Here is a 17,797-nt window from a genome sequence, read left to right on the forward strand (position 1 = left end):
CATGCCCGAACGAGCGCCTCATGCCTGAATCGTCGCGGACTCCGGAGTCCGCCTCCGCCCGTGCCGTTTTCGATGCGCCGTTCCGCGATCCGGGATTCTGGTTGCTGGCGTTCAATCTGGCGGCCCTGGCGATCTTTACCGTTTGGCTGCAGGCGCACTGGGGCAGCGAGCACTGGAGCACGCTGATCGCCAATCTGGCCTTCATCCTGTTCCATGTCTCATACCTGATCCTGCTGTGGCGCACGGCGCGCGCGCCCTGGATCGAGCCGGTCATTCGTCGCGGCTGGCGGCTGATCGCGTTCGGCGAGCTGGCCTATCTGAGCGGCGAGATCACCTGGTTGGTCTATGAGAATCTGCTCGGGATCGAACCCTTTCCTTCACTGGCGGATCTGGGTTATCTGGCCTTCTTCCCGCTGATGCTCGCCGGAATCCTGAGTTTCGCACGTCCGCTGGAGGCGCGCGGCGAGCGGCTGCTGTTCTGGCTGGATCTGAGCGTGATCGCGATCGGCGTGGCGACCCTGGTATGGTACTTCCCGCTGCGCGCCATCACCGCCGCCGAGGATGTCGAGGTCGTGGCGTTGGTGCTGGCCTATCCGGTCAGCGATGCGGTGCTGCTGGTCGGCATGGCGGTCTGGCTGTTGCGGCCCAGACGCAAGCGCGCGGCGGCGCCCATGCTATGGCTGATGTCGGGGCTGCTCGTCTTTCTGCTGGCCGACCTGCGTTTCGCCCAGGAAGCGGCCACCGGCGAGTATGCCGTCGGTCAACTCACCGATGTCTTCTACCATCTGGCCACGGTGATGATGATGGCGGCGGCCTATCTGGAGTATCGCGATCGCCGCCCCGGTTCCGTCCCGCCCGACGACGGACGGGCGCTCGTCCCGAAGCGTCCCGAATGGGGTCTGGCGATCCTGCCCTATCTGGCGATCGGCGCCGTCTACGCCCTCATCATTCCGACTGTATTCGACTGGCTGCCGGGCCACACCCAGGATCGCGACGGCACGGAACTCGGCATCCTGATCCTGGTCGCGACGATCCTGGTCGTCCTGGCCATGCTGCGTCAGGCGATCGCCGCCGGCGAGCTGGCGCGCCTGAAGACCGAGCACGCCGTCCAAATCGGCGAGATCCGTTTCGCCGCGCTCGCGCGTCACTCCTCGGATCTCATCATCCTGACCGACACGGATCTGCGGGCGCGCTTCGCGAGCGATTCCGTACAGCGCGTGCTCGGTCATTCGCCGCGCGAGCTGACGCAGGTCTCGCTGCTCGACTCTCTACGCCCGGAGGATCAGGCGCAGGCCGCCCGCTTCATCGCCCGTGTTCTGGACGCCCCGGACATCACCCTGGTCACGGAGTGGTCCATGCGCCATGCCGACGGCGCCTGGCGCGACATCGAGATCCTGGCCACCAACCTGAGCCGCAACCCGGCCGTCGGCGGTCTGGTGCTCAACGGGCGCGACATCAGCGAGCGCAAGCGCAACGAACATGAGTTGCAACAGGCGCGCGCCGCCGCCGAGTCGGCCAACCGCGCCAAGGGCGAGTTCCTGGCCAACATGAGCCATGAGATCCGTACCCCGATGAATGCCGTGATCGGATTCACCGACCTGTTGCTCGATTCGTCACCGACGGCGCAGCAACGCGATTACATCGAACGCATCCATCTGGCCGCCACCGCCCTGCTCGGCGTGCTGAACGACATCCTGGACTATTCCAAGATCGAGGCCGGACAGATGCAGTTGGAATCGATCCCGGTTCAGATCCGGCAGGTGCTCGATACCGTGCGCGCCCTGTTCGAGCTCCAGGCGCGCAAGAAGCGGCTGCGCCTGGAGTTCAGGCTGGCGTCCGAGACGCCCGAGCGGCTGCTGGGCGATCCTTTGCGGCTGTTGCAGGTGCTCAACAATCTGGTCGGCAATGCGCTCAAGTTCACGCACGCCGGAGGCGTTCAGGTGCGCGTCGAGTGCCTGGACGCTACCGAGTCGGCGGTGCGGCTGAAGATCTCGGTCAGCGATACCGGCATCGGGCTGACGCCGGAACAGTTGGCGCGGCTGTTCAACGTCTTCCATCAGGCCGACGCCTCGACCACGCGCCAGTACGGCGGCACCGGGCTGGGACTGAGCATCTGCAAGCGTCTGACCGAGCTGATGGGCGGCGAGATCGGCGTGGAGAGCGTCGCCGGTCAGGGCAGCACCTTCTGGTTCACGGCGCGCCTGGAACGACCCGCGCCGAGGAGCGAATGGAACCCGGACGCCGAGAGCGAGCCGGCGGAGATCCATGCTCCGCACTGGCCGCTACAGGCGCTGTCTGAAATCGAACCCGAGACGTCTGCGGCTCCGGCGGCGAATCCCGCCGTGTCCGACCAGGATCCGAGCCGGTTGACTGGACGTCTGGACGAACTCGACGCGCTGCTGGCGACCCACAGTAGTCGGGCGCGGCATCTGAATCGCGAGATCCTGGCCGAACTCATCGGCACGCCCCGGCATTCCGGCTATGCGCCCGTTGCGGAGTCGATCGGCGCCCTCGATTTCGAAACGGCCCGCGAGCGGTTGCAACGCTTCCGTCGCGAGCACGCACCACAGTCAATCGAAAAGCGATGAACCATCCATCCGAACACTCGACCCGCACGGCGCGTTTGATCTGGCCTGTGCTGCTCGTCCTGCTCGTCGTCACGCTCGCACTCGCGGCGATGAGCGGCTATGCCGATCCGCACTGTCGCCTCGATACCCCGGCCTGTCTGATGAATCTGGGCCTGGGCTTCATACTGGTACTGACCTATGCCGCCGGCGTTCTGCTGTGGCGGCGCGAGCATCGGCAGCGCGAACAGGCCGTGCTGGAATTGCGACGCACCGCCGAGACGCACTTCGACGACGAACAGCGACTGAGATCCGACGAGCAGCGCTGGAAGCGGGCGCTCGATGGAGCCGGACACGCGGTCTGGGACTGGAACGTCCAGGCCGGCACGGTCGATTTCTCGGCGAGCTGGCATGAATTGATCGGCTATCAGCCGGGCGAACTCAGCAACAGCCTCTCTGAATGGGAGCGTCGTATCCATCCGGACGACCTGGAGGAGACGATCGCCTTGGTCAAATCCCATCTCGACGGACACGCCGCTCATTACGAAAGCATCCATCGGATGCGCCATCGCGACGGTCGCTGGGTCTGGATCCTGGATCGCGGCCTGATCTTCGAGCGCGCCGCCGACGGCACGCCCATCCGCATGATCGGCACCCATACCGACATCACCGCCCTGCGCCAGACCGAGGAGAACCTGCGGCTGGCCATCGAGAGCGCGCAATTGGGACTCTGGAACCTGGACGTCGGGACCGATCGGGTGCAGTGCTGGGGCCATTTGAGTGCGCAGTTCGGGCTACCGGCCAATGCCGAACCGAGCTATGAAGAAATCATGTCGCTGATCCACCCCGAGGATCGCCCGGCCACCGATCGACTGGTACGACGTGCGCTCGAACAGCACGCGCCTTATCAAGCCGAGTATCGCGTCATCCAGCCCGATGGCTCCTTACGCTGGATCAGCGCACTCGGGCGCACCTCCTTCTCGCCCGAAGGTCGGGTCGAGCGCCTGAGCGGGGTCACGCTCGACATCACCGAGCGCAAGCGCATGGAGCAGGAACTGCGCGAGAGCGAACGCCGTTTCCGTGAACTCAACTCGAGTCTGGCGCGGCAGATCGAGGCGAGCACGGCCGAGGCGCGCGCCGCCAGTGCCGCCAAGAGCGAGTTCCTGGCCCACATGAGCCACGAGATCCGCACCCCGCTCAACGCCGTGCTGGGCCTGACCCAGGTGCTGGAACGGGAGCCGCTGCCGGCCGATCAGCATGAACTGGTCGAGCACATCCATGAGGCCGGTCAGTCGCTGCTGGTGCTGCTCAACGACATCCTGGACTTCTCCAAGATCGAGGCCGGACAACTGCGGCTGGAGTCGCATCCCTTCGACCTCGACACCCTGCTGGCCAAGGTCGACAGCCTGATGCTCTCCACCGCGCAGTCGCGCGGGCTGACGCTGGACATCGAGACGCCGGACACGCCCATCGGCTCGCTGCTCGGCGATGCCCTGCGGCTCGATCAGGTGCTGCTCAATCTCATCGGCAACGCCATCAAGTTCACCGAGCACGGCGGCATCCGAGTGCGTATCCGGACGCTCGAATCCGACGCGCGACAGGTTCGGCTGCGTTTCGAGGTCTCCGACAGCGGCATCGGCATCGAGCCGGCGACAGTCACCCGACTCTTCCAGGCGTTCACCCAGGCCGACGGCCACATCAGCCGGCGCTTCGGCGGCACCGGACTGGGGCTGTCGATCAGCAAGCGTCTGGTCGAACTCATGGGCGGACGGATCGGGGTCGAGAGTCAGGTCGGACAGGGCAGTACCTTCTGGTTCGAGCTGCCGTTCGCGCGCGCTGCCACGGATCCGGTCGTGCCGGTCTTCCATGCACAACGCACAGAGAGCGGACCGCGTCTGACAGGACGTCGTTTCCTGGTGGTCGACGACAGCGCCATGAATCGCGAAGTGGTCGAACGTGCGCTGGGCAAAGAGGGCGCGCGCGTCACCCTGGCGGTCGACGGTCAGCAAGCCGTCCGGATTCTGGAATCCTGCCCGGCTGGATTCGATGCCGTGCTGATGGACGTGCGGATGCCGGTGATGGACGGTCTGACCGCCACCGGACTGATCCGCGACGATCTGGGGCTGACCGATCTGCCGATCATCGCTCTGACGGCGGGCGTGACCACCGAGGAACAGGCCGCCGCGCGTGCCGCCGGGGTCGACGACATCCTGCCCAAGCCGCTGGATCTGGAGCAGCTCGTCGACTGTCTGGCGGCCCGGATCGGCGCGCAGCCGCCGGCGGATGCCGAAGTCGAGCCGGTGACTGAGCTTCCGGACGCCGAGCGTGCGGTCGATAGCGAGACGTCTGCGGAGATGCCGTCTGCCGCATTCGCCGACACAGGCGCGGCATTTCCGGACATTCCGGGCATCGACCAGGCGCTCGCCATCCGTAGCCTTGGAAACGATCCGGCCTTTTTCCAGCATCTGCTGACCCGCTTCATCAGCGAACAGCACGACGCGGTGGAGCGTGCGCAAGAGGCCCTGGCGCAGGGCGCGCGCAAGGCCGCCACACAGGCCATGCACAGACTGCGCGGCGAGGCCGGACATCTGGGCGCGGCGGACTTGATGCAGCGGGCGGAACGCCTGGAGCTGGCCATCGAGCAGGGTGTCGACGCGCGCGTGCTCGCACCCGAACTGGAGAGTCTCGAACAGCGGCTGATGGACTTCATCGTGCTCTGCGGCCCCTGGGTTCTGGACACAGAGACGACCACTCCGCCCGAACGCCATTCAGCGACGACCGAGGTGATGTCCGACCCGGATCTGGAGCGAGTCGCCGAGCTGCGCGCCGCACTGAGCGAAAACAACTCGCGGGCGCGACGGATCTTCCGTGAGCTGGAGCCGGCGTTGAAGAGCGCGCTCGGCGCGGACAGGTGCCGGACACTTGGCACGGCGATCCGTGATCTGCGCTTCGAGGCCGCGCTCGCCGTACTCAAGGAGGCGGCTTTGGAACCGCCTTCCGCCGGCTGAGCCGGAACGCACGTCAGGTGTCCTGAAGGCGGTCGTAATAGCGCGCCCGATAGATCAGACGCGGCGTCGGGCCGTCCGTGAAGCCGCTTCGGGTGTGCAGCACATTGTTGCTGAGCAGACCCCAGCCGGATTCCAGGCGCCCGCAGACACTCCAGGACGTACCCTGCTCGAACAGGGTCTTGAGCGTCGCGACGGCCTCAAGGGTGACGGGATCGTCGCGCCAGCGGATGTTGCGTGCGCGATTGGTATAGCGCATGTGCAGCCGTCCGTCGGGTCGCACCGAGAACACCGGGCCGGGCTGCTCGGGCCGGACTTCCTCGCCATCGACATGATTGGCCGGGATGGTCATGCACTCCGGGTGCATCAGAGCGCGGATGAACTCGGGATTGCGGTCGCGCAGCAGGATGTAGGCGATCTCGTGGTCGAGCAGGTCGTTCGCCCCGCCCTCCTCGGCCGGATGGACGCAGTGCAGCAGCAGACCATGGATCTGGTGCTCGGGGTCGTTGTAGTAGCCGTCGGTGTGCCAGGAGATGGGACGGTTCGAATAGGGGATGTAGTCGCGATGACGGGCGTCGGTCTGCACCGTCAGCGAGGTGATGGCGTCCTCATCGGCGCCGGGGTTGTGGTCGAGCCGGTGCAGGCCCAGGCTGGCGCCGAGTGCGCGCGGGATCTCCTTGTCCGGGTCGTCGCCGGTGGCGCCGACATAGATGGCCATGTTGGCGATCCGGCAGCGCTCCAGGATGGCCGAGCGCTCGGCGTCGGTGAGCCGGCGCGGGTCACGGACCTCGACGATCAGCGCCCCGAGAGCGGTCGGCGCCTGTTCGAGCTTACGCTCGCGCCAGCGTTGGTAAGCCGAGTCGTCGTCGAGCGCAAAGGGTGAATCCGGCATGTGTCAGGTGTCTCCAGTCGCTTGCGGGAGCGGTTGTGGCTGAGATGGGGTGCGTGGAAAGACCTTCCACTGGGGAAAGCGCCACTTGAGTCCCGAATAGAGCGCCAGCCCCAGCAGATCGGCCAGCAGATCGAACCAGGAAGCGTCGCGATAGGGTAGCTCGTATTGCAGCGACTCGATGAACACCGCATAGCACAGCAGCCAGCCCCAGCGCTTCCAGGCCTGTTCGCGTCCGGGCCAGCCGCCGTCGGCCAGCCAGGCGAGAACCAGGAAGGCCAGCAGATGATTGGCCTTGTCGAAGCCGAGTCCGGGCACCGTCTCGGTGGGCGTCAGGGCCAGATAGAGCACGGCCAGCAGGCAGATCAGCAGGGCGACACGATAGAGTGGTCTGGGGATATCGAAAGACATCATTGCCTCGGGAGCCTGTGGGATGGGCTCAGGTTTCGCCTGAGCTGTGGCGAGGTATTGTAGTATCAAGCGTCTTCATGGCAAATGCAGCAACATCCCCCCTGATCGAGAGGTCGTCTCATGTCCGCCCTCGCCTTCGCTTACCGCCCGACACTCTGTCAACTACCCCGGCCTGAAGGCCGGAGCTTGAAAGAGCTAGGTTGACCAGGGAAAGCGGTGAAAACCCGCTGCGTTTGCAACAGGTCGCACAGACCGACTCCGAGGTGCTTCCTCAGCCTCGGACTCTCGAAGACCCGGATCATGCTGACGAAAGGTAAAGCGTCGAAGGTTCGGGTCGCCGCCGTGAGGCGGGAGCCGGTTGCAGACATTCCCGAGGGGAGCGAGCCGCAAGGCTCCGTCACCAGGCCCGTAAGGGCGCGTTTTGGAACAGAGCGATGGCTGTATTCGTACTCGACAAACAGAAGAAACCACTGATGCCGTGCACGGAGAAACGCGCGCGGCTGTTACTGGAGCGCGGACGGGCGGTGGTGGTGCGTCTGGCCCCCTTCACCATTCGGCTGAAGGATCGGCTCGGCGGGGCGCTGCAACCGCTGCGCCTGAAGCTCGATCCGGGCAGTCGCGTCACGGGGTTGGCCCTGGTACGTGAATCCGAGACCTGTGATCCAGACACGGGCGCGGTCGAGCGCTTGGAACATGGGCTGTGGTTTGGGGAACTGGCGCATCGCGGCCAGGCGATCCGGGAGGCGCTGACGCTTCGGCGTCACTACCGCCGGGCACGCCGGTCTCGAAAGACGCGCTACCGGGCGCCGCGCTTCCTGAATCGCCTCCGCCGTGAGGGCTGGTTGCCGCCGTCGTTACAGCATCGGCTCGACACCACCGTCAACTGGGTGCAGCGCCTGCGCCGGCTCGCCCCGATCACCGCCCTCAGTCAGGAACTGGTGCGTTTCGATACCCAAGCCATGCAAAATCCCGAGATCAGCGGGGTCGAATACCAACAGGGCGAACTGGCCGGTTACGAAGTCCGTGAATACCTGCTGGAGAAGTGGCGCCGCCGCTGTGCCTATTGTGGCGCGACGCACGTGCCGCTGGAGATCGAGCACATCGTTCCACGCGCGCGGGGCGGCTCGGATCGGGTCTCGAACCTGACGCTCGCTTGCCGGCCCTGCAATCAGCGCAAGGGGAACCGATCCATTGAGGACTTTCTGCAACGCCAACCGGCGCGCCTGCACCAGATCCAGGCCCAGGCCAAAGCGCCGCTCCAGGATGCCGCCGCCGTCAATGCCACGCGCTGGGCGCTGTTGAACGCGCTCAAGACCACGGGCCTGCCGGTCGAGACCGCCTCGGGTGGACGCACCAAGTTCAATCGCACGCGCCTGGACATCCCCAAAACCCATGCCCTCGATGCCGCCTGTGTCGGCGCCGTCGATCAGGTGCACGACTGGAACCGCCCGGTCCTGAGCATCCGCGCCACCGGACGCGGGGCCTACAGCCGCACGCGCACGTCCAAAAACGGCTTTCCGCGTGGCTATCTCAGGCGCCACAAGCGCGTCCAGGGCTTCCAGACCGGCGACTGGGTGCGCGCCGAGGTGCCCAAAGGGAAAAAGGCCGGCGTGCATGTCGGGCGCGTCGCGGTGCGCCTAACGGGATCGTTCAACATCCAGGCCCCGGCCGGAACCGTCCAGGGGATCTCCTACCGCCATTGTCGTCTCCTTCAGCGTGCTGACGGCTATGGCTACGCCTTCCAACCTAAACCAAAAATGGAGAAGGCGAGACGGGCGGCCTAACCGCGCTCCGCGCGGTGCGCTATCCCTCCCCGCCCTGAAGGACGGGGTTTCTCGCGCAAGACTGATGACTGATTCGACCTCTGGGGCGTCGAGGACAAGCCCTCGCGGGCCGAGCTACAGCGACTGACGGATGAAGAGCGCGCCCTGTACCTGGATCTGCAACAGAACCGCTTCGGCCCGAACCGGCGGCTGGAGCAGGAGCACGTCGGCTTCCACCGGCTGATCGACCAGCTCGATGCGCTGGGTGTGGAGCAGCTCAGCCGAAATGGATCTTCGCCTCCAGATTGGCCGCCGAGTCGGCATTGGCCAGCGCCTCTTCCATCGTGATGGTGCCGGCGTTGTAGAGCGCCAGCAGCGCATCGTCGAAGGTGCACATGCCCTCGGTGCCGCTCTCCTGCATCGCCTCGTTGATGGCGTCGACCCGTCCGTCGCGGATCAGATCGGCGATATGCGGGGTGTTGACCAGGATCTCGATCGCCGCGCAGCGCGCACCGTCCTTGGTGCGCACCAGACGCTGTGACAGGATGGCGCGCATATAGGCCGAGAGATCCATGAACAGCGTCTTGTGCATCTCCTGAGGAAACATGTTGATGATGCGCTCCATCGCCTGATGCGCGTTGTTCGCGTGCAGGGTCGAGATCGCCAGATGCCCGGTCCCGGCCAGCTCGATTGCCGCCTCCATGGTCTCGCGGGTGCGGATCTCGCCGATCAGCACCACGTCCGGCGCCTCGCGCAGCACGCTCTTGAGCGCGTTGGCATAGCTCTTGGTGTCGATGCCGATCTCGCGCTGACTGATGATGCACTGCTGGTGCGTGTGGGTGAACTCGATCGGATCCTCGATGGTGACGATGTGGCCGGTCGAATTGCGGTTACGGTGGTTGATCATGGCCGCAAGCGTGGTCGACTTGCCCGAGCCGGTGGCCCCGACCATCAGAATGATCCCGCGCTTGTTCATGATCAACTGCGAGAGGATCGGCGGGACGTTGAGCTCCTCGATCGTGGGCACATTGGCGCGGATGTAGCGCAACACCATCGCCGGCTGCCCACGCTGGAAATAGGCGTTGACGCGAAAACGCGCCTTGCCCTCCAGCGCGATGGCGAAATCCAGCTCACGCTCGCGTTCCAATTCCTCGATCTGCTCGGGGGTCATGATGCCCTCGACCGCCGCCCGACAGGTCGCCGCCGTCAGCACCGTCTCGCCGACCGAGCGGATGACGCCCTCGATCTTGATCTTGACCTGGGTGCCGGCGGCGAAGAACAGGTCAGAGGCCTTGTGCTTGACCATGAGTTCGAGATAGGGCTTGATGTCCATGTTGGTTTACCGTCGCGGCTCGTTCTTCATCGATTCGGCGTGAAGCGTGTCGGCGGGTCTTCGATGGTCGAGACCGGCGAGGACTCACCGAACATACTCGAATCCGGACCGCCCTCTTCCTCGTCCTCGTCGCTCAGGATCGACAGCCCACCCGTGTCGCTGAAGTGGTCCTTCTCCCGTGCCCCATGCCCTTCGAGCTTGATGGCCAACCGCAGACCGTTCATGGAGTCGGCGTTGCGCAGTGCATCCTCGTAGCTGATCTTGCCCGCTTCGTAGAGGTCGAACAGCGCCATGTCGAAGGTCTGCATCCCGAGTTCGCGCGACTTCTTCATGATCGCCTTGATGCCGCCGACATCACCCTTGAAGATCAGATCCTGGATCAGCGGCGAGTTGAGCAGGATCTCGACGGCGGCGACGCGCCCGCCGTCGGTACTCGGCAGCAGACGCTGCGAGATGATGGCGTTGAGATTGAGCGAGAGATCCATCAGCAACTGACTGCGCCGCTCCTCGGGGAAGAGGTTGATGATGCGGTCGAGCGCCTGATTGGCGCTGTTGGCGTGCAGGGTCGAGAGACAGAGGTGTCCGGTCTCGGCGAAGTTGATCGCATGCTCCATGGTCTCGCGGGTGCGGATCTCGCCGATCAGGATCACGTCCGGAGCCTGACGCAGTGTGTTGACGAGCGCGGCATCCCAGCTCTCGGTATCGACGCCGACCTCGCGCTGCGTGATCAGACAGTTGACGTGCGGATGCACGTATTCGACCGGGTCTTCGATGGTGATGATGTGGCCGTAGCTGTTGGCGTTGCGGTGCCCGAGCATGGCCGCGAGCGAGGTCGACTTGCCCGAGCCGGTGCCGCCGACCATGAGCACCAGACCGCGCTTGTTCATCACCACCTCCTTGAGCACCGGCGGCAGCTTCAGCTCGTCGAGGGTCGGGATGCCGGCGTTGATGGTGCGCAGCACCGCGCCCGACAGTCCCTGCTGCACGAAGGCATTGACGCGGAAACGCCCGATGCCCTTGGGACTGATGGCGAAGTTGCACTCCTTGTGGGCGTCGAAGTCGCGCACCTGCCGGTCGTTCATGATCGAGCGCACCAGGATGTTGGTCTGCTCGCCGGACAGCGTCTGAGTGCTCATCGGCGTCATGCGCCCGTGGATCTTGCAGGCGGGCGGGAATCCGGCGGAGATGAAGAGATCGGACCCGTTCTTCTGCGTCATCTTACGCAGACAGTCGAGCATGAAATTTGCAGCTTGTTGACGGTCCATGGCGCCCTCTGGTAGTACGGATGACGAACGACGATCACATCGACGGTCGCGCGCATGACGCTCAGGAGCCGTGCGCGTTCATATGATAAGCCGCGCACTGCGTTCCGAAAATGGCATGGATTCAAACTTTCACGCCCCGATCGAGCCGTCGGTAGCCGATGGCCTCGCTCAGATGCGTGGTGTCGATGCGCTCGGCGCCGGCCAGATCGGCGATGGTGCGCGCCACCTTGAGAATACGGTGATAGGCGCGTGCCGAGAGCGCCAGTCGCGTCAGGGCCTGCTCGATCAGTCGCCGGCCGGCGGCATCGAGCGCACAGTCGCGCTCGATCTCGGCGGGCATCAGATCGGCATTGGGCTTGCCGGCGCGTGCCAGCTGTCGTTCGCGCGCCGCCCCGACACGGGCGCGTACCTGAGCCGTGGTCTCGGTCGCACACGACGCCGGTCCGGTGAGCTGCCCCACCTCCAGACGCAAGACCTCGACATGCAGATCGATGCGGTCGAGCAGCGGACCGGACAGACGCCGGCGATAACGCGCCACCTGCTCGGGGCTGCAACGGCAGCGCCCGGTACTATCGCCCAGATAACCGCAGGGACAGGGGTTCATGGCCGCGACCATCTGGAAGCGCGCCGGAAAACGCACTTGGCGTGCCGCGCGCGAGATGTCGATCCAGCCCGACTCCAGCGGCTCGCGCAACACCTCCAGCACCCGACGATCGAACTCGGGCAGTTCGTCGAGAAAGAGCACGCCATGATGCGCCAGCGAGATCTCGCCCGGTCGCGGCTGGGCGCCGCCGCCGACCAGGGCCACGGCGGAGGCGGTGTGATGCGGTGAGCGGAAGGGGCGCTCCAGCCAGCGCCCCGGATCGAAGGGATCACGCCCGCCGACCGAGCGGATCGCGGCTGCTTCCAGCGCCTCGGATTCGGTCAAGGGCGGCAGCAGACCGGGCAGCCGCATGGCCAGCATGGATTTGCCGGTGCCGGGCGGACCGGACATCAGGATCGAGTGTCCGCCGCTGGCGGCGATCTCCAGTCCGCGTTTGCCGTGCTCCTGACCGCGCACGTCCGCCAGATCCGGATACTCGGGCCGGATCTGGAAACGATCGTCGCCGCGCTGGACGGCGAGCGGCTCGGCGCCGTTGAGATGGGCGCAGACCTCGCGCAGATGGGCGGCCGGGCGCACCTCCAGCCCATCGACGATGGACGCCTCGGCGGCGTTCGCCTCGGGCAGGATCAGCGCGCGTCCGGCGGCACGCGCCGCCAGGGCGATCGGCAGCACGCCCTGGATCGGGCGCAGTTCACCCGACAGGGCCAGCTCGCCGATGAATTCATAGTGCCGGAGCAGCTCGGTGCGCATCTGGCCCGTGGCGCCCAGGGTGCCGAGCGCGATCGGCAGATCGAAGCGCCCGCCTTCCTTGGGCAGATCGGCCGGGGCGAGATTGATCGTGACCCGCCCATTCGGAAACTGGAAGTCGTTGTTGACCAGCGCGCCATGCACCCGGTCCTTGCTCTCGCGCACCGCCATCTCGGGCAGACCCACGATGGACATCGCCGGCAGCCCGCCCGCGAGCTGGACCTCGACCGTGACCGGCGGCGCCTCGATCCCGAGCCGTCCGCGGCTGTGCAGGATGCAGAGGGCCAAGTCCGGTCCCTCCCTGACTCAGCTCGAATGGTGTCCCGGAGCGGCGTGCGCCTGCTCCAGGGCGGCGACCTGCGACTCCAGCGCGGCCAGCTTCTCGCGGGTGCGCGCCAGCACCGCCGACTGCACGTCGAACTCCTCGCGCGTGACCAGATCGAGCCGCGACAGTCCGGCCTCCAGCGAGGCGCGCAGATTGCGGTTGACGTCGTCCTGCAAGACCTGGAGCCCCTTCGGCATGGCCGTCGACAGGCGTTGGAACAGATCGTCGAAGTGTTTTGGGTCCAACATCGTTTGAAGACCTTGAATTGGGTTGGAATGAAGCTCGGATCGGAAGAGACCTCGAGTGGGCATTATAGGGGCGTGTTCGCGAACCGTCTTCTATTCGCGTTCGCTCCATGAGTGTGCATCCATCCGCCTCGGCCGGATCGGCGCGCCTCATTTTGGTGCATCCAACTGTGGTGAATTTCACACATGCGGCCGAAAAGCATCCGTTCACGCGCAACACATCGCCGCTGGAACCGCGACTCCACACCATCCCTGAACCCTTTGAGGTCTTGGGGATATCCGTGCCGAGCCGATCCGTCCGGCGACCGAATCCCGGCTCGGACGCTCGATGGCACGCTCTCTGCATTATTGCCGGCACGCATCCAGGACCGAACCGCTCGCACAGCCCCTCCGGTCGAGCCGTCGACGTCCGCGATCGAGTCCATCAGCCAACAACCCAGCACGAGGAACCATCCATGAAGACACAGAGCATCAGCGCACTCGCGGCGGCCGGCCTCCTGGTCATGGGCGCCACCGCCTCGCGGATCGCGCTCGCCGAGGGTCCGCACTCGGTCAGCGCCAACATCGGCGCCGTGAGCAACTACATGTGGCGCGGCCAGAGCCAGACCGACAATGGTCCGGCCATCCAGGGCGGTCTGGACTACGCCCACGAGAGCGGCTTCTCGGCCGGCACCTGGGTCTCGAACGTCGACTTCGGTGACGACACCAACTATGAACTCGATCTCTATACAGGTTTCGGCGGCTCGATCAACGACGACCTGAGCTATGAACTCAACCTGATCTACTACGCCTATCCCGATGGCCGTGATCTGGACTTCTCCGAGATCGGCGCCAGCGCGACCTACAAATGGCTGACCGCCGGCGTCGCCTACACCTTCTATGGTCAGGCCGACGATGCCGACGGCGTCGCCGACGACGAGGCCAACTACATCGAAGGCGATCTCTACTACCACGCCAGTCTCGACTTCGAACTGCCCTACGAACTGGGTCTGAGCCTGCGCGGCGGCTATTACGACTTCCGCTACAACGACGGCGGCAACGACTACGCCCACTGGGGTGTGACTGTCAGCCGCGAGGCCGGCGACTTCGGCACCTTCAGCCTCAACTACGATCAGGTCGGACGCGACACCTATGACGACGATCCCAAGGTCTGGGTCGGCTGGCTGAAGGAATTCTGAGCACGGCACCGCGCCTGACTCGCAACCCATCGACCAGGGGACCGGCCCTGGCCGCCATCGGAGCTCATCCACCATGAAACTGGTTTCAGCCGTCATCAAACCCTTCAAGCTCGACGACGTGCGCGAAGCGCTCGGCGACATCGGCGTCTCGGGCATCACCGTCGTCGAGGTCAAGGGCTTCGGCCGACAGAAGGGCCACACCGAACTCTACCGCGGCGCCGAATACGTCGTGGACTTCCTGCCGAAGATCAAGGTCGAGATCGCCGTCGACGACGCCATGGTCGATCAGGTGATCGAGGCCATCAGCAACGCCGCCCGCACCGGCAAGATCGGCGACGGCAAGATCTTCGTCTTCGAACTCGATCAGGTCATCCGTATCCGCACCGGCGAGACCGGCGCGGACGCACTCTGATCCACTCCCCAGGAGATCCCTCAGATGCATTCGACCCCGCTCCCACGCCTGCTCCGACCGTTGCTCGCGGTCGGGCTGATGTTCATCCCCTTCCTGGCGCTCGCTCAGGAAGAGGCGACGATCGACACCGGCGACACCGCCTGGATGCTGACCGCCACCGCGCTGGTCCTGTTCATGACCATCCCCGGACTGTCGCTGTTCTATGCCGGTCTGGTGCGCGCCAAGAACGTGCTCTCGGTGCTCATGCAGTGTTTCGCCATCACCGCCATGATGAGTCTGCTGTGGGCCATCTACGGCTACAGTCTGGCCTATACCGACGGCGGCTCGCTGCAATCGATCATCGGCGGTCTGGATCGCCTGTTCCTCTCGGGCCTGACGGTCGATTCGGTCGCCGGCACCATCCCCGAATCGCTCTACATGACCTTCCAGATGACCTTCGCCATCATCACCCCGGCACTCATCGTCGGCGCCTTCGCCGAACGCATGAAATTCTCGGCCATGCTGGTGTTCATGGCGCTGTGGCTGACGCTGGTCTATGTGCCGGTCTGGCACTGGGTGTGGGGCGGCGGCTGGATCGCGCATCTGGGCACGATCATGGGCCTGACCACGGAAGGCGGCGAGGCGCTCGACTTCGCCGGCGGCACCGTGGTGCACATCAACGCCGGTATCGCCGCGCTCATGGCGGCCATCGTGCTCGGTCCGCGCAAGGGCTATCCGGTCACTGCCATGCCGCCGCACAACCTGGGTCTGACGGTGATCGGCGCCTCCATGCTGTGGGTCGGCTGGTTCGGCTTCAATGCCGGATCGGAACTGGCCGCCGACGGCACCGCCGGCATGGCGATGACGGTCACGCAACTGGCCACGGCCACGGCGGCCCTGACCTGGATGTTCATCGAGTGGATCAATCACGGCAAACCCTCGGTGCTGGGTATCGCCACCGGCGCGGTCGCCGGACTGGTCGCCATCACCCCGGCCTCGGGCACGGCCGGTCCCATGGGCGCGATCGCCATCGGCTTCGCCGGCGCCTTCTTCGCCTTCTTCGCCGCGACCAAGCTCAAGCGCAAACTCGGCTATGACGACTCGCTCGACGTCTGGGGCGTACATGGCGTGGCCGGCATCGTCGGCGCCATCCTCACCGGCGTCTTCGCCGCGCCTGTCCTGGGCGGGGCCGGGCTGGCCGACGGCGTCGACGGCATCGGCGTGCAGGTGCTCATCCAGTTCGTCTCGGTCGTGGCCACCCTGGTCTATGGCGGCGTCCTGAGCTGGCTGATCCTGATGGGGATCAAGTCCACCATGGGTCTGCGCGTCACCGAGGAACAGGAGACCATGGGTCTGGATCTGGCGCAGCACGACGAACGCGGCTATATCCTCTGATCCGCTTACGGGTGGCCGGCGCCGTCCGGCCACCGTCCCGAACCGGGACACATCATGCTTTGACTGTTGTTGTGATTTCGGGGCCGTTCGGCCCCATTCTTTTGTCCGCTCGAATCATAAAACGCTCATCGATGGCGCGCAGAAGCGAAGAACGCATATCATGCATAAACAGCGTGATCGACCCGATATTCCGACTGGCCGGATCCGGGACCACCGTCATCGCACCCAGCCTGGAGAATCCCATGCCACTGATCCATATCATCTACATGAGCACGGCCCGCCAGGAGTACGAGCCCGCCGAACTCAAGGCGATTCTCGACAGCTCGGCACGCCACAACGCACGCCACGGCATCACGGGCATGCTGCTCTATGCCGAGGGGTGCTTCATCCAGGTGCTGGAGGGCGAGGCCGAGGCCGTAGACGAGACCTATGCCCGCGTCGCGCGGGATGCGCGTCACTTCGGTCTGATCGAGCTGGAGCGTAGCGAGATCCCGGCCCGCAGTTTCGAACAATGGAGCATGGGCTTCAAACAGGTGACTGAGGAGGAGATCCGGCGTCACCCCAATTTCGCGCCCTTCTTCGAGCACGGCTTCGACCCGGCCACCATCGGCGCCCAGCGCGGGCTGGCCTTCGATCTATTGCTCCTCTTCGCGCGCAATCAATAGACCCAAGCACGGCCTGATCGTGCCGGTTTAGAATTCGGACATCGACATCCATCAGCCGTCCGGACCATGTCAACGCCAGACAGTGACGTCACCCAACCATCACCCAGCCCGGATCCGACGGATCTATGGCCGGCGTTGCATCGACGACTCCAGAGACTCGGAGCCGGTTCCACCAACGGCCCGGATTTCCAGACGCAACTGTCCCGGCTCAACACTGAATTGACGCGAGCACTGGCGGAACGTCCCGATGACAGTCTGTTCGTGCTCGTGCAGATGCTCCACGATCTACGCCACGGCTACAGTGTTTCTCATGCGCTGCTGGCGGCTGTGACCTGTCAGCTGGCAGGGCCGCTGGCCGGCATCCAGGGCGAGCGGCTCAAGTCCTTGAGTCAGGCTGCTTTGACGATGAACATCGGGATGCGTGCGTTGCAGGATCGGCTCGCGTCTCAGACCCAACCCCTGGATTTCGAACAACGCGAGTTGATCGAACGGCATCCGACCGAGGGCTCCAATGTGCTGCGTCGGCTGGGCGTCACCGACGAGATCTGGCTGTCGTTGGTCGAGGAGCATCATGAGACCCCGGATGGCCGGGGCTATCCGAAGGGCAAGCCCGTGCGCGACTCGCTCCAGCATCTGCTGCGCATGAGCGATCTGTTCGTGGCCCGCATCAGCCCGCGTCGGAGCCGACGCGCCCTGGCGCCCAACGTGGCGGTGCGCAATCTCTATCTGGAGATGCGTGACCACTCCGGCGAGCTCGGCGCCATCTTCACCAAGCAGATGGGCATGTATCCGCCCGGAACCTATGTGCGGCTCCAGAGCGGCGAGACGGCGGTCGTCGTCCGGCGCGGAGCGCGCGTCAACTGCCCGCTGACGGTCGCGGTCGCCGATCCGATCGGCATGCCCCTGAGTCCGCCGCAGGTTCGAGACACCGAGCAGCCGGGACTCGGTATCAAGCGCTACATGGACCCGGAAGAGGTGCGGGTGCGCGTCGATCTGGGGCGGTTGCTGGAGCGACTC

16 protein-coding genes are annotated in these 17,797 nt (G+C 65.3%); 9 read left to right on the top strand and 7 right to left on the bottom strand.

The annotated features are described in order from the left end of the window. Positions 1–20: 20 nt before the first annotated feature. Complete coding sequence (locus HW932_RS06665) at positions 21–2,588, top strand: hybrid sensor histidine kinase/response regulator (protein WP_176975692.1); 2,568 nt, start codon at positions 21–23, stop codon at positions 2,586–2,588. Beyond that, complete coding sequence (locus HW932_RS06670; RefSeq protein ID WP_176975693.1) at positions 2,585–5,572, top strand: PAS domain-containing protein; 2,988 nt, start codon at positions 2,585–2,587, stop codon at positions 5,570–5,572. The genes HW932_RS06665 and HW932_RS06670 overlap by 4 nt, the downstream gene beginning before the upstream one ends. Before the next feature lie 13 nt (positions 5,573–5,585). Here the strand turns inward: HW932_RS06670 and HW932_RS06675 are convergent, their stop codons facing one another. Together HW932_RS06675 and HW932_RS06680 are read right to left on the bottom strand one after the other, a co-directional pair. Next, entirely contained in the window at positions 5,586–6,461 is an 876-nt protein-coding gene (locus HW932_RS06675) for a TauD/TfdA family dioxygenase (protein WP_176975694.1), read from the bottom strand. A gap of 3 nt (positions 6,462–6,464) precedes the next feature. Beyond that, complete coding sequence (locus HW932_RS06680; protein ID WP_176975695.1) at positions 6,465–6,869, bottom strand: VanZ family protein; 405 nt, start codon at positions 6,867–6,869, stop codon at positions 6,465–6,467. A 434-nt stretch (positions 6,870–7,303) separates the two neighbouring features. Between HW932_RS06680 and iscB the strand changes: the two genes are divergently transcribed. Continuing rightward, entirely contained in the window at positions 7,304–8,653 is a 1,350-nt protein-coding gene (iscB, locus tag HW932_RS06685; protein WP_176975696.1) for an RNA-guided endonuclease IscB, read from the top strand. Positions 8,654–8,776: 123 nt separating this feature from the next. After that, positions 8,777–8,980, top strand: coding sequence for a Wadjet anti-phage system protein JetD domain-containing protein (locus HW932_RS22170; RefSeq protein WP_176975733.1), 204 nt, complete (start codon positions 8,777–8,779; stop codon positions 8,978–8,980). On the opposite strand, the gene HW932_RS06695 is transcribed toward HW932_RS22170, so the two are convergent. The 4 genes from HW932_RS06695 to ubiK all read right to left on the bottom strand — a co-directional run bounded on the left by HW932_RS06695 (position 8,910) and on the right by ubiK (position 13,154). After that, positions 8,910–9,965 (bottom strand): PilT/PilU family type 4a pilus ATPase, encoded by a 1,056-nt coding sequence (locus tag HW932_RS06695; RefSeq protein ID WP_176975697.1) that lies wholly within the window; start codon positions 9,963–9,965, stop codon positions 8,910–8,912. The genes HW932_RS22170 and HW932_RS06695 overlap by 71 nt on opposite strands. Positions 9,966–9,991: 26 nt before the next feature. Beyond that, positions 9,992–11,230, bottom strand: coding sequence for a PilT/PilU family type 4a pilus ATPase (locus HW932_RS06700; RefSeq protein WP_176975698.1), 1,239 nt, complete (start codon positions 11,228–11,230; stop codon positions 9,992–9,994). A 121-nt stretch (positions 11,231–11,351) separates the two neighbouring features. Then, complete coding sequence (locus HW932_RS06705; RefSeq protein ID WP_176975699.1) at positions 11,352–12,869, bottom strand: YifB family Mg chelatase-like AAA ATPase; 1,518 nt, start codon at positions 12,867–12,869, stop codon at positions 11,352–11,354. 18 nt (positions 12,870–12,887) lie between these two features. Beyond that, positions 12,888–13,154, bottom strand: coding sequence for a ubiquinone biosynthesis accessory factor UbiK (gene ubiK / locus HW932_RS06710; protein WP_176975700.1), 267 nt, complete (start codon positions 13,152–13,154; stop codon positions 12,888–12,890). A 452-nt stretch (positions 13,155–13,606) separates the two neighbouring features. Here ubiK and HW932_RS06715 point away from each other — a divergent pair, with 452 nt between their 5' ends. The 3 genes from HW932_RS06715 (at position 13,607) to HW932_RS06725 (ending at position 16,115) form a co-directional block, all read left to right on the top strand. After that, positions 13,607–14,329 (top strand): TorF family putative porin, encoded by a 723-nt coding sequence (locus HW932_RS06715; RefSeq protein WP_176975701.1) that lies wholly within the window; start codon positions 13,607–13,609, stop codon positions 14,327–14,329. A gap of 73 nt (positions 14,330–14,402) precedes the next feature. Beyond that, complete coding sequence (locus HW932_RS06720) at positions 14,403–14,741, top strand: P-II family nitrogen regulator (protein ID WP_012971516.1); 339 nt, start codon at positions 14,403–14,405, stop codon at positions 14,739–14,741. 24 nt (positions 14,742–14,765) lie between these two features. Beyond that, positions 14,766–16,115, top strand: a complete 1,350-nt coding sequence (locus tag HW932_RS06725; protein WP_281358185.1) for an ammonium transporter — start codon at positions 14,766–14,768, stop codon at positions 16,113–16,115. A gap of 52 nt (positions 16,116–16,167) precedes the next feature. Here the strand turns inward: HW932_RS06725 and HW932_RS06730 are convergent, their stop codons facing one another. Continuing rightward, positions 16,168–16,359, bottom strand: a complete 192-nt coding sequence (locus tag HW932_RS06730; protein WP_176975702.1) for a hypothetical protein — start codon at positions 16,357–16,359, stop codon at positions 16,168–16,170. On the opposite strand from HW932_RS06730, the gene HW932_RS06735 reads away from it, so the two are divergent. Together HW932_RS06735 and HW932_RS06740 are read left to right on the top strand one after the other, a co-directional pair. Next, positions 16,358–16,780 (top strand): BLUF domain-containing protein, encoded by a 423-nt coding sequence (locus HW932_RS06735; protein ID WP_176975703.1) that lies wholly within the window; start codon positions 16,358–16,360, stop codon positions 16,778–16,780. The genes HW932_RS06730 and HW932_RS06735 overlap by 2 nt on opposite strands. Positions 16,781–16,846: 66 nt before the next feature. After that, positions 16,847–17,797: HD-GYP domain-containing protein (locus HW932_RS06740; RefSeq protein ID WP_176975704.1), on the top strand; the 951-nt coding region annotated here is incomplete at its 3' end.

The sequence above is a fragment of the Allochromatium humboldtianum genome (genome assembly GCF_013385175.1).
GTDB lineage: Bacteria > Pseudomonadota > Gammaproteobacteria > Chromatiales > Chromatiaceae > Thermochromatium > Thermochromatium humboldtianum.

Bases quoted from the DNA above. Each gene is read 5' to 3' on its own strand.
- HW932_RS06665 (WP_176975692.1), top strand. From the start codon at position 21: ATGCCTGAATCGTCGCGGACTCCGGAGTCCGCCTCCGCCCGTGCCGTT.
- HW932_RS06670 (WP_176975693.1), top strand. From the start codon at position 2,585: ATGAACCATCCATCCGAACACTCGACCCGCACGGCGCGTTTGATCTGG.
- HW932_RS06675 (WP_176975694.1), bottom strand. From the start codon at position 6,461: ATGCCGGATTCACCCTTTGCGCTCGACGACGACTCGGCTTACCAACGC.
- HW932_RS06680 (WP_176975695.1), bottom strand. From the start codon at position 6,869: ATGTCTTTCGATATCCCCAGACCACTCTATCGTGTCGCCCTGCTGATC.
- iscB (WP_176975696.1), top strand. From the start codon at position 7,304: ATGGCTGTATTCGTACTCGACAAACAGAAGAAACCACTGATGCCGTGC.
- HW932_RS06695 (WP_176975697.1), bottom strand. From the start codon at position 9,965: ATGGACATCAAGCCCTATCTCGAACTCATGGTCAAGCACAAGGCCTCT.
- HW932_RS06700 (WP_176975698.1), bottom strand. From the start codon at position 11,230: ATGGACCGTCAACAAGCTGCAAATTTCATGCTCGACTGTCTGCGTAAG.
- ubiK (WP_176975700.1), bottom strand. From the start codon at position 13,154: ATGTTGGACCCAAAACACTTCGACGATCTGTTCCAACGCCTGTCGACG.
- HW932_RS06715 (WP_176975701.1), top strand. From the start codon at position 13,607: ATGAAGACACAGAGCATCAGCGCACTCGCGGCGGCCGGCCTCCTGGTC.
- HW932_RS06720 (WP_012971516.1), top strand. From the start codon at position 14,403: ATGAAACTGGTTTCAGCCGTCATCAAACCCTTCAAGCTCGACGACGTG.
- HW932_RS06725 (WP_281358185.1), top strand. From the start codon at position 14,766: ATGCATTCGACCCCGCTCCCACGCCTGCTCCGACCGTTGCTCGCGGTC.
- HW932_RS06735 (WP_176975703.1), top strand. From the start codon at position 16,358: ATGCCACTGATCCATATCATCTACATGAGCACGGCCCGCCAGGAGTAC.
- HW932_RS06730 (WP_176975702.1), bottom strand. From the start codon at position 16,359: ATGGGATTCTCCAGGCTGGGTGCGATGACGGTGGTCCCGGATCCGGCC.